Annotated in this window: 10 protein-coding genes and 1 pseudogene; 3 read left to right on the forward strand and 8 right to left on the reverse strand. The window is 69.6% G+C overall.

The window, feature by feature from the left end; all coding sequences use genetic code 11:
* Window positions 1–18 precede the first annotated feature (18 nt).
* The 6 genes from MCHUDSM44219_RS05710 to MCHUDSM44219_RS05735 form a co-directional block, all read right to left on the reverse strand.
* Window positions 19–2,181, reverse strand: a complete 2,163-nt coding sequence (locus MCHUDSM44219_RS05710) for a thiamine pyrophosphate-dependent enzyme (RefSeq protein ID WP_048417265.1) — start codon at window positions 2,179–2,181, stop codon at window positions 19–21.
* A gap of 137 nt (window positions 2,182–2,318) precedes the next feature.
* Complete coding sequence (locus tag MCHUDSM44219_RS05715) at window positions 2,319–3,476, reverse strand: alpha/beta hydrolase family protein (protein ID WP_413783583.1); 1,158 nt, start codon at window positions 3,474–3,476, stop codon at window positions 2,319–2,321.
* A 52-nt stretch (window positions 3,477–3,528) separates the two neighbouring features.
* Window positions 3,529–5,442, reverse strand: a complete 1,914-nt coding sequence (gene dxs / locus MCHUDSM44219_RS05720; RefSeq protein ID WP_048417266.1) for a 1-deoxy-D-xylulose-5-phosphate synthase — start codon at window positions 5,440–5,442, stop codon at window positions 3,529–3,531.
* Between the two features lie 22 nt (window positions 5,443–5,464).
* Window positions 5,465–6,793, reverse strand: coding sequence for a Na+/H+ antiporter NhaA (gene nhaA, locus MCHUDSM44219_RS05725; protein ID WP_048417267.1), 1,329 nt, complete (start codon window positions 6,791–6,793; stop codon window positions 5,465–5,467).
* Between the two features lie 66 nt (window positions 6,794–6,859).
* Window positions 6,860–8,068, reverse strand: coding sequence for a class I SAM-dependent RNA methyltransferase (locus tag MCHUDSM44219_RS05730; protein WP_048417268.1), 1,209 nt, complete (start codon window positions 8,066–8,068; stop codon window positions 6,860–6,862).
* Entirely contained in the window at window positions 8,065–10,059 is a 1,995-nt protein-coding gene (locus MCHUDSM44219_RS05735) for an APC family permease (RefSeq protein WP_048417269.1), read from the reverse strand. The genes MCHUDSM44219_RS05730 and MCHUDSM44219_RS05735 overlap by 4 nt, the downstream gene beginning before the upstream one ends.
* Window positions 10,060–10,179: 120 nt before the next feature.
* On the opposite strand from MCHUDSM44219_RS05735, the gene MCHUDSM44219_RS05740 reads away from it, so the two are divergent.
* Both MCHUDSM44219_RS05740 and MCHUDSM44219_RS05745 read left to right on the forward strand, forming a co-directional pair.
* Window positions 10,180–10,848 (forward strand): potassium channel family protein, encoded by a 669-nt coding sequence (locus tag MCHUDSM44219_RS05740; protein WP_172506253.1) that lies wholly within the window; start codon window positions 10,180–10,182, stop codon window positions 10,846–10,848.
* The gene (locus tag MCHUDSM44219_RS05745; RefSeq protein WP_048417270.1) at window positions 10,845–11,510 is read left to right on the forward strand and encodes a potassium channel family protein; all 666 of its coding nucleotides are present in this window, start codon (window positions 10,845–10,847) and stop codon (window positions 11,508–11,510) included. Before MCHUDSM44219_RS05740 ends, MCHUDSM44219_RS05745 begins: the two co-directional genes overlap by 4 nt.
* A 6-nt stretch (window positions 11,511–11,516) precedes the next feature.
* Here the strand turns inward: MCHUDSM44219_RS05745 and MCHUDSM44219_RS05750 are convergent, their stop codons facing one another.
* Entirely contained in the window at window positions 11,517–12,197 is a 681-nt protein-coding gene (locus tag MCHUDSM44219_RS05750) for a DUF3159 domain-containing protein (RefSeq protein WP_048417271.1), read from the reverse strand.
* Window positions 12,194–12,565, reverse strand: coding sequence for an OB-fold nucleic acid binding domain-containing protein (locus MCHUDSM44219_RS05755; RefSeq protein ID WP_048417272.1), 372 nt, complete (start codon window positions 12,563–12,565; stop codon window positions 12,194–12,196). The genes MCHUDSM44219_RS05750 and MCHUDSM44219_RS05755 overlap by 4 nt, the downstream gene beginning before the upstream one ends.
* A gap of 137 nt (window positions 12,566–12,702) precedes the next feature.
* Here MCHUDSM44219_RS05755 and MCHUDSM44219_RS05760 point away from each other — a divergent pair.
* Window positions 12,703–13,024: pseudogene (locus MCHUDSM44219_RS05760) on the forward strand (alpha/beta hydrolase); the annotation flags it as partial.

Consider the following 13,024-nt stretch of genomic DNA (forward strand, 5'->3'; position numbering starts at 1 on the left):
GAAGCCTAATGAGGCTGTCTAGCGACGGCTCTCGACGAGCTTGATCGCCGCGGCTTCGATGGTGTCCTCACTCAACAGGACCTGCAGCGCGGCATCACCGAGTGGTATGAAGCTGTCGTGACTGGCGACGCGGGCCAGCCCGCCCCGGTATCCGCGGTCGATCAGCGCGGTGACGATCCCCTCACTCACCCCGCCGCTCTCCCGCGTCTCGTCCACGACGAGCACGCGGCCCGTCGCGTGGGCCTCTGCGAGGATGTCGGCCACAGGCAACGGCGCGAGCCACCGCAGATCGACTACCCGTGCCGAGATGTCCTGATCGGCGAGGCGGCGCGTCACCCGCAGGCTCATCGGCACCCCGTTGCCGAACGTGAGAATGGTCAGATCGTGTCCATCACCGTAGGTGCGGCTGCTGCCGATCGGCACGGTGTCGCCGCGGTCGGACGCCAGCCACAGGTCGTCGCCGTCGTCGTACAGATCACGGGTGTGATAGAGCGCGATCGGTTCGAGGAACAGACACACGACGCCCGCGGCGTTGGCAGCGGCGACACACGACCGCAGCATCCCGGCGGCATCGTCGGGTCGCGACGGCGAGGCCACCACCACTCCCGGGAGATCGCGTATCGCCGTGATCGAGTTGTCGTTGTGGAAGTGCCCGCCGAAGCCCTTCTGGTACCCGTATCCCGCGATCCGCACCACCATCGGATTGCGGTACTGCCGATCCGAGAAGAATTGCAGCGTCGCGCCTTCCCCGCGGATCTGGTCAGCCGCGTTGTGCAGATAGGCCAGATATTGGATCTCCGGAATCGGCAGCAGCCCTGACACACCCGCCCCGAGAGCCAGTCCGAGAATCGACTGCTCGTCGAGCAGCGTGTCGAACACCCGCGCCGTACCGGCGGCTGCCTGCAGTCCGCGCGTCACCCCGTAGACGCCGCCCTTCCTGCCGACGTCCTCGCCGAACACCATCGCGCCGGGGCGGGTGCTGAGCACCTCGAGCAGCGCCCGATTGATGGCCTGGGCGACGGTCACCGGCGCCCGGTCGGATACCGGCGTGTCGACCGCGGTGTCGCGGCTCGCGGTCACTGCGTCCTCGAAAGCGTTGCGCAGCGGGGCCATCACCGCGTGGGCACTGTCCAGCTGGGCGTACTCGGCAACCTCCGTGGCCAGCGACTGGACCTCGGAGCGCTTGTGCTCATAGGCGTCGAGCACCTGCTGCGGGCTGAGCACACCCGCCTCGATGATCAGGCGCGCTGTGCACAGAACCGGATCGCGCGAGTAGTCGGCCGCGATCTCGTCACCTCTGCGGTAGCCGGGCTCGTAATCCGATCCGGCGTGGCCCATCAACCGCACGGTGCGCAGGTGCAGGAACGCCGGCCGGCGCTGCTCACGCACATAGTCCGCGGCCTGTCCGGCAACGGTCAGCACCTCGCACATATCCGTTCCGTCGGCGGTGAAGTAGCGCAGATCGGCACGGCCGCGGTAGGTCCGCGCGATCCATCCCTGCGGTGTCTTGACACTGATCCCGATTCCGTTGTCCTCGCACACGAACAGCAGCGGTAGCGGAATGCCTTGGTAGGAGGTGTGCATGGCGGCGTTGATGGCTCCGACCGCCGTCGAATGATTGGCCGACGCATCCCCGAAACTGCACACCGCGAGAGCGTCAGCGGGCCAGGGACATTCGACCCCCAGCTTTCGTGACCGCGCGATCGAGAACGCCACGCCGAGCGCCCGCGGCAGGTGCGAGGCGATGGTCGAGGTCTGCGGTATGACGTGCAGATCGTGTCGGCCGAACACCTTGTGCCGGCCCCCGGAGATGGGCTCGTCGATTGCGGCGACCATCCCGAGAAGGACGTCGCGGAGGGCATTGCTGCCCTCCACCTGATGGGCGCGGGCCAGGAAGAAGCCGCCGGAACGGTAGTGCAACAGCGCCGGGTCGGTCGGGCGCAGTGCCGCCGCGACGGCGGCGTTGCTCTCGTGACCGGACGAACCGATCGTGTAGAAGCCTCTGTTCCTCGACCGCAGCCAGCGGGCTGCGAGGTCGAGATGCCTGCTCCCGAGTTGAGCATCGAACACGTCGAGGCACCGTTGCGCTGAAAACCCCTGCAGCACGTCTGCGTTCGCTTTAGCCGGGGCAGCCGGTCCCGACAGTGTCGCGGTGAAGTACTCGTCGATGGGTTCGGCCACGGCAACTCCCTAGCGCTCAGCGGAACGCGGCGGTGCCCGCGAGGGCCTGCCCGATCATCCGAGTATGCCTCTCGCCGGTGCCCTCATAGGTCAGTACCGACTCCCGAATGTCCGTGGCGGCACCGAACGCCCCCTCGTCAACGCAACTGCTGCGCCAGGAACGGCGTCGAGTCGGGCAGCGAGGCCAGCACCGTGCCGCTGTGGTCTTCCTCGGGATAGACCTTCAACGTGGCGGGTTGGTCGTTGGCCATCAGCTGATCGAAAAAGCGCTCTGACATGACCGGCGGCACGTCGGTGTCGCGCAACCCGACGCCGAGCAGCATCGGCCGGTCGTAGCCGGTCGCGGGCAGTCCCATGTAGGACTCGATCGCCTCGGTCGCACCGGGCAGCGAGGCGAGCGGGGCGGCGAAGAACTGCGGCGGTGTCATCGCCGACAGCGCGGTCGAAAGCTCGCTCAGGCAGAGGGTTTCGGCGGCTCGGGCGGCGTCGCGGCCGGCGGGGGTCAGGACCCTGCCGATGTCCAGGTCCGGTCGCGCCTCGCGCAGCGACGCGAGGATGTAGGCCGTGTAGGCGTTCGCCACCGGCGCCAGATCCGGCGGGACATCCATGTCCGGCCCGGCCCGCGTGACCAGTCCCGCGATGGTGGCCGGCGTACCGGTGGCGACCACCCCGCGATAATCCACGTCGGAGCCGGCGCTGAAATCGGTTGCCCACCGTGCGGTGGCGACCGCTGCTCCCCCGCCCTGTGACTGCCCGACCACCGCCCACTGCGGCGCCAGCGGCAGTCCCATCCGGTGGGCCGCGAGCACCGAGTCGACGACGCCGTGGGCGGTGGTCTCGCTGTTGAGATAACTCATCAGCCCGGGCGTGCCCAGGCCGGCGTAGTCGCTGCCCACCACGGCGTACCCCTGGTCCAGCCAGTGGCTGAGGTACTCGTCGTCACGCGCGCTGCGCGGGCGCGCCGACGGTGTGCAGTCGTCGCCGAGGCCCACGGTGCCGTGCGCCCAGGCCACGACCGGCCAGCCACCTTCGGGCGCAGGGTTCTCGGGCGTGAACACCGCGGCGGTACTGACCGCAGGCCGGCCGTGCTGGTCGACGGTCGCGTACAGGATGCGGTACGCGTGGGCGGCACCGGTGACCGACAGCCCGGGGTCCAGATCGGTCACCGAGATCAGGCCGCCCGGCGCGGGAATGGGTCCCTCGTAGTCGCGCGCATCCAGTCCCGACCACCGGGGCGTGGCCGCCGTCGCGACGCCCGGGCCGGCGAGCAGACCGGCCAGCAGCAGGGCAACGATCAAGAAGGCAAGTCGGGCAGAGCTTCTCACGCCCTCACCCTACGCAGCGTCCTCAGTCGAGCTGGCTGCTGACTTCTTTCTCGGCGGCGCCTGCACCGAGCGCGGCCACCCACCCGGTGATCTGACGGGCGATGTTGCGCTCGGTCAGACCGACGGAGGTGAGCACCTCGCCGCGCGAGGCGTGGGCGAAGAACTCCTGCGGGAGCGCGGCGTCGCGGCACGGGACGTCGATCTCCGCACGCCGCAGCGAGGTCGAGACCGCCGAACCGACACCGCCGTGCACACCGTTGTCCTCCAGGGTGACGACCAGCTTGTGCCGTGCGGCCAGGCTGTGCAGCACCTCGGGCACGGGCAGCACCCAGCGCGGGTCCACGACGGTCACGCCGATGCCCTGGTTACGCAGTCGCTCGGCGATCGCGAGCGCCATCGCGGCGAACGGTCCGACCGCGACGACGAGGACATCGTCGGACAGGCCGTCGGCCGGCAGCGCCAGCACATCCACGCCGTCGCGTCGTTCGATCGCCGAGATGTCCTCTCCGACATCGCCTTTGGGGAAGCGGATGGCGGTCGGGCCGTCGTTGACGTCGAGCGCCTCCGCCAGCTCCTCCCGCAGGCGGGAGCCGTCGCGCGGCGCCGCGACGCGCATGCCCGGCACCACGCCGAGGATCGACAGATCCCACATGCCGTTGTGGCTGGCGCCGTCGGGACCGGTGACGCCCGACCGGTCGAGCACGATCGTCACGGGCAGCTTGTGCAGCGCGACGTCCATCATCACCTGGTCGAACGCACGGTTGAGGAACGTGGAGTACACGGCGACCACGGGATGCATCCCGCCCATCGCCAGACCGGCGGCCGAAGTGATCGCGTGCTGCTCGGCGATGCCGACGTCGAAGAACCGGTCCGGGAAGCGATCGCGGAACGCACTGAGCCCGGTCGGGCCGGGCATCGCGGCGGTGATCGCCACGACGTCACGGCGCTTGGCCCCCTGCTGGACCAACGCCTCGGAGAAGGTCGACGTCCAGCCGGGCCCGGGCACGGTGGTGGCCAGGCCGGTCTCGGGGTCGATGACCCCGCAGGCGTGCATCTGCTCGTCCACGTCGTTCTCCGCGGGCGCGTAACCCATGCCCTTGCGGGTGACGACGTGCACCACGACGGGCGCGTTGAACGCCCGCGCGTGCCGCAGCGCACTCTCCACGGCGTGCTCGTCGTGCCCGTCGATCGGGCCGACGTACTTCAGGCCGAGGTCGGTGAACATCACCTGGGGCGACAACGCGTCCTTGATGCCGGCCTTCACGCTGTGCATGCACTGATAGCAGAACTCGCCGATGACGGGCAGGCCGCGCACCGCCTTGCGGCCTTCCTCGAGCACCCGCTCGTAGCCGGGCTGCAGCCGCAGGCCCGCCAGGTGCTCGGCGAAGCCGCCGATGGTCGGGGCGTAGCTGCGACCGTTGTCGTTGACGACGATCACGATCGGCCGCTTGGAGGCCGCGATGTTGTTCAACGCCTCCCAGCACATCCCGCCGGTGAGCGCGCCGTCACCCACCACCGCCACGACGTGGCGGTTGCGGTGCCCGCTGAGTTCGAACGCCTTGGCCAGACCGTCGGCGTAGGACAGCGACGAGCTGGCGTGGCTGGACTCGACCCAGTCGTGCTCGCTCTCCTCGCGCGACGGGTAGCCCGACAGGCCGTCCTTCTTGCGCAGCGTTTCGAAGTCCTGGCACCGGCCCGTGAGCATCTTGTGCACGTAGGCCTGGTGGCCGGTGTCGAACAGGATCGGATCGTGCGGGGAGTCGAAGACGCGGTGCAGCGCCAGCGTCAGTTCGACGACACCGAGGTTGGGTCCCAGATGCCCGCCGGTCGCCGCGACCTTGTGGATCAGAAAGTCACGGATTTCACGGGCCAGTGCGTTCACCTGTGACTGCGACAGGTGCTGCAGATCAGCGGGACCGCGGATCTGTTCAAGCATCAGATCAGTCTACGCACGGACCTCATGACCGGTCCTGTCGAGACTGGTACACGTCGGGCACTCCGTCACGGTCGGCATCGAGGGTCTCTTCGCGGTGAATGCGCCGGTAGGCGGCGTTTCTGCTGAGCAGCAGCACAGCCGCCGAACAGGCCGCCAACAGTGATCCGGTCAACACGCCGACTTTCACCAATTCGTCACTTTCGGAGCCCGATCCGAAGGCCAGATCACCGATCAGCAGGGACACGGTGAAACCGATGCCGGCGAGCATGGACACCCCGAGCACGTCGATCCAGCGCAGCGAGGAGTCCAGGCGGGCCCGGGTCAGCGCCGCGAGCACCCGGGTGGTGAGGAAGATCCCGATCGGCTTGCCGGCGACGAGGCCCGCGATGATGCCAAGGGTGATCGGGTGGCTCAGCGCGCGGGCCAGGCCGTCGAGGCCCCCGAAGCTCACGCCCGCGGCGAAGAACGCGAACACCGGAATGGCGAACCCGGCCGAGATGGGGCGCAGCCGGTGCTCGAAATGCTGGGCCAGGCCGGGTCCGGCGTCCGGCCCTCCCGCGGCCTGGCTGCGCAGCACCGGCACCGTGAACCCGAGCAGGACACCGGCCACCGTGGCGTGCACCCCCGACTCGTGCATCAGCACCCACGTGGCGGCCGCCAGCGGGAGCAGCAGCCACCAGGAGCGGATGCGGCGCTGCACACACAGCGCGAACAGGGCGAGCGGCACCAGCACGGCGGCCAGCGCGGCGACGTTGATCTCCTCGGTGTAGAACACCGCGATCACCGTCACCGCCAGCAGGTCGTCGACGACGGCCAGCGTCAGCAGGAACGTCCGCAGCGCCGAGGGCAGATGGGTGGAGATCACCGCCAGCACCGCGACGGCGAACGCGATGTCGGTGGCGGTCGGGATGGCCCAGCCGCGCAGCGCCCCGTCCCCGGCGCCGGCGGTGATGGCGACGAAGATCGCCGCCGGCACCACCATGCCGCCGACGGCGGCCGCGATCGGCAGCGCGGCGCGCGCCGGGTCGCGCAGGTCACCGGCGACGAACTCGCGTTTGAGCTCCAGACCGACGACGAAGAAGAAGACGGCCAACAGACCGTCGGCGGCCCAGTCGCCCACCGTGAGGCTCAGGTGCAGTCCGAACGGGTGCCCACCCACCTCGAGATCGCGCAGCGCGAAATAGGTGTCCCGCCACGGCGAATTGGCCCACACCAGCGCCGCCGCCGCGGCGAACAGCAGGATGACGCCACCCACGGTCTCCTTGCGGAGGATCTCGGCGACGCGGCTGGTCTCGCCCCAGGTGCCCCGGGACAGCAGTGCGCGGCGCACGCCGCGGGGAGGAGAAGTCACGGTTCACCTTCGGTTGACGTCAACGAATCGTCGCCGACCAGACTTCCCGGCACACCTTCGCTCACCTTAGCCCCGGGTGAGCGCCGCCACGCACTCGACGTGGTGGGTCAACGGGAACGAGTCGAACACCCGCAGCTGCTCGACCTGATAGCCGCGTTCCCGGTACAGGCCGATATCGCGCGCGAAAGATGCTGCCTCGCAACCGATGTGCACGATGCGCGGCACCTCGGCGGCGGCCAGCTGATCGATCACGTCGCGACCCGCGCCGGTGCGGGGCGGATCGAGCACCGCGACATCGGCCCGCGTCGAGGTGCGCTCCAGCGCCCGGCGCACCGAATCGGTGACCACCGAGACGGTGTCCAGATCGGCCAGCGCGGTGCGCGCCGCCCGCGAGGCGCCGCGTGAGGTGTCGACGCTGAGTACCTGTCCGGTCTCCCCGACCGCGCCCGCCAGCGCCGCCGCGAACACGCCCGCACCGCCGTAGAGGTCCCACGCGGTCATGCCCGGTTCGAGCTGCGCCCACTCGCTCACCAGCGCGCTGTAGAGCTCCGGGGCGTCCCGGTGGGCCTGCCAGAACGCCGTCACCGGCACCCGCCACGTCCGCCCGGCGACCCGCTGCACGGTGTCGTAGTCCCCCTCGACCACCTCGGTCCGCCGGCCCCGGCCCGCGACCACCACGTGGCGCCCGCCCTCGGCGTCGATCGCCACGTGCACGGCCGCATCGGAGGGCCATGACCGTTGCGCGACGTCGGCCAGCATGCCGGCGGGCAGCTGCGCGCAATCGAGCCGGTGCACCAGCTCGGCGCTGTGATACCGGTGGAAACCGGCCCGCCCGTCCGCGGAGACGTCGAGACGCACCCGCGTCCGCCACCCGGTGTGGCCGGCCTCCCCCACCGCCTCGGCTGTCGCGTCCTCCTCGGCGCGCCAGTGGTAATTACCCAGCCGCGCAAGCTGATTGGCGACCACGGCGCCCTTGAGCCGGCGTGCCGCGGCGGGTTCGGCGAACGCGAGGTCGCAACACCCTGCACCGTCCACCCCGGCGATCGGGCACCACGGCTCGACGCGGTCGGGCGACGGCTCGAGCACCTCGAGCACCTCGGCGTTCCAGTACTTTTCGCGCGCCGCCGCGCTGCGCACCACCCGCGCCCGCACCGTCTCCCCCGGCAAGGCGTAGCGCACGAACACCACCCGCCCGTCGTGGCGGGCCACGCAGCTGCCGCCGTTGGCGGCGGCCCCGGTGGTCAGGATCAGTTCGTCCGGCCGCTCATCGATCAATCCAGGAACCCCTTGCGCGCGTCGCCGGGTGCGGACTGCGGCGCGAGTTTCTTCAGCCGCTCCGACGATGACAGCTGCCAGGGCACCGAGGTCACCATGACGTTGGGCTCGAACAGCAGCCGGCCCTTCAAGCGCAGCGCGCTCTGGTTGTGCAGCACCTGCTCCCACCAGTGGCCGACGACGTACTCGGGGATGAACACCGTCACCACCGTGCGCGGGGACTCCCGGCTCACCCGTTTGACGTATTCGAGCACCGGGCGGGTGATCTCGCGGTAGGGCGAGGCGATCACCTTGAGGGGCACGCTGATGTCGCTGGACTCCCACTTGTGCACCAGTTCGCGGGTCTCGGCGTCGTCGACGCTGACCGTGATCGCCTCCAGCACGTCGGGCCGCGTCGCCCGCGCGTAGGCCAGCGCGCGCAGCGTGGGCAGGTGCACGTTGGACACCAGCACGACCGCGTGGTTGCGGCTGGGCAGCACGATGTCCTCGGTCTCGGCGGCGCGGGCCTCGAGCTCCCGGCTGACCGACGCGTAATGGCGGTGGATCAGCTTCATGATGAAGAACAGGGCGCCCATCGCCAGGATCGCGATCCAGGCACCCACCAGGAACTTGGTGAGCACCACGATGATCAGCACGGTGCCGGTGCACAGGAAGCCGATGGTGTTGATCACCCGGGAGCGCATCATCCGGGCCCGGGCCGGGCCGTCGGTCTCGGTGCGCAGCAACCGCGTCCAGTGCCGCACCATGCCGATCTGGCTGAGCGTGAACGACACGAACACCCCGACGATGTAGAGCTGGATCAGCGCGGTCACCTGGGCCTGGAACGCCACGATGAACGCGACCGCACCGAACGCCAGGAACAGGATGCCGTTGGAGAACGCGAGCCGGTCACCGCGGGTGTGCAGCTGGCGCGGCAGGTAACGGTCCTGCGCCAGAATCGAACCCAGCACCGGGAACCCGTTGAACGCGGTGTTGGCGGCCAGCACCAGGATCAGCGCGGTGACGCCGGTGATCAGGTACAGCCCGATCGGGAAGTCGTGGAACACCGCGTCGGCCAGCTGAGCCACCAGCGTCTTCTGCTGATAGTCCGGCGGGGCCCCGCCGAGCTGTTCGAGCGGCCGTTCGGCGATCTGCGCCCCGGTCGCCTTGGCCAGCATGATGATGCCCATGAACAGCGTGATCGCGATGACGCCCAGCAGCAGCAGGGTGGTGGCGGCGTTGCGCGACTTGGGTTTCTGGAACGCGGGCACCCCGTTGCTGATCGCCTCCACCCCCGTCAGTGCCGCGCTGCCCGACGAGAACGCGCGGGCGATCAGGAACACCAGCGCGAAGCCCAGGACGTCGCCGTGCTCGGAGTGCATCTCGAAACCGGCCGATTCCGCGCGCAGATCGTGGCCCAGCACGTAGATCTGGAAGAACCCCCAGGCCAGCATGATGTACATGCCGATCATGAAGGCGTAGGTCGGGATCGCGAACGCTGTCCCCGACTCACGGATGCCGCGCAGGTTCAGCGACGCCAGGATCGTGATCGCGGCGATCGCGAACCACACCTTGTGCTGGTCGACGAACGGGATCGCCGAGCCGATGTTCGACATCGCCGAGGACATCGACACCGCCACCGTCAGCACGTAATCGACGAGCAGCGCGCTGGCGACCGTCAGTCCCGCGGTGGGGCCCAGGTTGGTCGTCACCACCTCGTAGTCGCCGCCGCCGGACGGGTAGGCGTGCACGTTCTGGCGGTAGCTCGCGATCACGATCATCATCACCGCGGCGACCACCAGGCCGATCCACGGCGCCATCGAGTACGCGGACAGCCCCGCGACCGACAGCACCAGGAAGATCTCCTCCGGGGCGTAGGCGACCGAGGACAGCGCGTCGGAGGCGAAGACCGGAAGCGCGATCCGCTTGGGCAACAGGGTGTGCGCCAGCTTGTCGCTGCGGAACGGCCGGCCCAGTACGAGCCGCCGCGCGGCCGTCGAAAGCTTGGACACGAGTGCCAAGGGTAAGCCCGACGGTCACCGGACGCTGCAAAGCTGTAGCGTTCCCCTGAGCACTCCGTGGCGGTAGGTGCCAGACCGCCGCGTTCGGCCCCGCCGGAAAGGACACCCCAGGTGCGTGTAGTGGTGATGGGATGCGGCCGGGTCGGCGCCTCCCTGTCCGACAGTCTGGCCCGGATCGGCCACGACGTCGCCGTCATCGACCGCGACGCGACGGCCTTTCACCGGCTGTCCCCCGAGTTCTCCGGCGAACGCGTGCTGGGCATGGGGTTCGACCGCGACGTGCTGATCCGGGCGGGAATCGAGGGCGCGGCGGCGTTCGCGGCGGTGTCCTCGGGCGACAACTCCAACATCATCTCCGCGCGGGTGGCGCGGGAGACCTTCGGCGTGCAGCGCGTGGTCGCGCGCATCTACGACGCCAAACGTGCTGCGGTCTACGAGCGGCTGGGCATCCCGACGGTGGCGACGGTGCCGTGGACCACCGATCGGCTGCTCAACGTGCTGATCCGTGAGACCGAGACCACCAAGTGGCGCGACCCTTCCGGCAACGTCGGCGTCGCCGAGCTCGCCCTGCACGAGAACTGGGTCGGCCGCCGCCTGACCGATCTGGAAGCCGCGACATCGGGCCGGGCCGCGTTCATCATCCGATTCGGCGCCGGTCTGCTGCCCGACGGGAAAACCGTGATCCAGGCCGGAGATCAGGTGTACCTGGCCGCGATCTCCGGACACATCGCCGAGGCGCTGGCCATCGCGGCGCTGCCGCCGAGCGAGGAGGCGGAATGAGAGTCGCCATCGCCGGGGCAGGCGCCGTCGGCCGGTCCATCGCCCGCGAACTGGTGGAGTCTCACGACGTCACGCTGCTGGAACGCAACCCCGAGCACATCGACGTCGAGGCGATCCCCGCGGCACACTGGCGCCTCGGCGATGCGTGTGAGTTGAGCCTGCTGGAGGCGGTCGGGCTCCACGAGTTCGACGTCGTGATCGCCGCGACCGGCGACGACAAGGCCAACGTCGTGCTCAGCCTGCTGTCGAAGACCGAGTTCGCGGTGCCCCGCGTGGTGGCCCGCGTCAACGATCCGCGCAACGAGTGGCTGTTCGACGAGGCCTGGGGTGTCGACGTCGCGGTGTCCACTCCGCGCATGCTGGCCTCGCTGGTCGAGGAGGCGGTGTCGGTCGGGGATCTGGTGCGGCTGATGGAGTTCCGCAAGGGGCAGGCCAATCTCGTCGAGATCACGCTGCCCGACGACACCCCGTGGGGCGGCAAGCCCGTCAAGCGGCTGGAGTTGCCGCGCGACGCGACGCTGGTGACGATTCTGCGCGGGCCCCGGGTGATCGTGCCCGAGCGTGACGAACCGCTCGAAGGGGGCGACGAGTTGCTGTTCGTCGCCGTCGCCGAGGTGGAGGATCAACTACGCGAACTGCTGCTGCATCCGCAGCAGCGCTGAGGCCGCTCAGCTGTTCTCGTGCACCGCGTCGTCGGTGCCGGCCGGCGTCTCGGCGCGCACCGCGCGCTGCGCGGCACGGATCGCGCCGTAGGTGACCAGAGCAGCGATCGCGGTCAACGGCCACCCCATCGCGATGCGGGCGACGCCGAGCCATCCCGTCTGGTCCTCTTCATAGAGGTGCTGCTGCACCAGGAAGCGCGACGCGAACACCGCCACCCAGACGAGGGTTGCGACGTCGAAGGCGTACACGGCCCGGCGCACGTCGCGCCAGCCCCGGTCCTGGGTGTGCACCCAGCCCCAGATGTAGCCGACGACCGGCCGGCGGATCACCACCGACACGGCGAACACCACCGCCCAGATCAGCGACGTCCAGATGCCGAGCAGGAAGTAGCCCTTGGAGGCGCCGACCAGGTACGCGATCAGAGCGCTGATGCCGACACCGAAGAACCCGGAGATCGCCGGCTGGACGGAGTCCTTGCGGAACAGCCGCCAGAACAGGATCAGCGTCGCGACACCCAGCGCGGCCGCGATGGCCGGCAGCAGCCCGAATGCCGTGGAGACCGGCACGAAGACCACGACCGGCAGTGACGAGTAGATGAGGCCGCTGACGCCACCCATCTGCTCGAGCACGGCGGCGCCGCGTGCCGGCGAGGTCTGAGCGCCCGGATCGGTACCGGGTTCGCTCACTTCTGGATCTCGTAGTGGGGGTTGTAGATCGCCTTGGTGCCGTTGTCGAGCTTGCCGACGCGGCCGTGCACCTTGAGCGTGCGGCCGGACTCGATGCCCGGGATGCGGCGCTGGCCCAGCCAGACCAACATCACCGAATCGGTGCCGTCGAACAGTTCGGCCTTCACGCCACCCGAGCACCCCTTGCCGTTGCACTCGACGCTGCGCAGGGTGCCGATCATGGTCACCTCTTGGCCGCGATGGCAGTCGATCGCCTTCTGCGCCCCGGTGCTCGCCACGTCGTCGCTGAGTTCCTCGACGTCGAGCTGTTCCGGGTCCTCGGTCAACCGACGGGTGAGCCGTCGCAGGTAACCCTCGGCCGTGGCCATGGCTTCTCCTGACCTTCTGTCACATCTTTGTGGTACGTACCCCAACCAAACGCCACGGTAGACCTCTTGGTTCCCAGATGCGAACCACCGCGGCGGGTCGCAGCGAAGGGTTTTCCACCACCAGGCACGATCGAAACATGGCGGTCGATCTGCGCGGCGTCACCACGGTTCTGCTCCCCGGCACCGGATCGGACGACGACTTCGTCTACCGGGCCTTCTCGCCGGCATTGCACCAGGTCGGAGCGGTCGTCGTGACCCCGCCGCCGCAGCCGCACCGGCTCGTCGAGGGCTACCGCGACGAATTGTCCGGGGCCGCACGGTCGGGACCGATCGCGGTCGGCGGAGTGTCGATCGGCGCGGCGGTCGCCGCGGCGTGGGCCCTGTCACATCCGGGCCGGGTGGTGGCCGTGCTGGCCGCGCTGCCGGCCTGGACCGGCGAGCCCGACGCCGCACCCGCCG

It is taken from the genome of Mycolicibacterium chubuense, from assembly GCF_001044255.1.
Taxonomy (GTDB): domain Bacteria; phylum Actinomycetota; class Actinomycetes; order Mycobacteriales; family Mycobacteriaceae; genus Mycobacterium; species Mycobacterium chubuense.

Excerpts from the sequence above, each read along its gene's own strand:
- dxs (WP_048417266.1), bottom strand. The coding sequence starts at position 5,442 with ATGCTTGAACAGATCCGCGGTCCCGCTGATCTGCAGCACCTGTCGCAG.
- MCHUDSM44219_RS05745 (WP_048417270.1), top strand. The coding sequence starts at position 10,845 with ATGAGAGTCGCCATCGCCGGGGCAGGCGCCGTCGGCCGGTCCATCGCC.
- MCHUDSM44219_RS05755 (WP_048417272.1), bottom strand. The coding sequence starts at position 12,565 with ATGGCCACGGCCGAGGGTTACCTGCGACGGCTCACCCGTCGGTTGACC.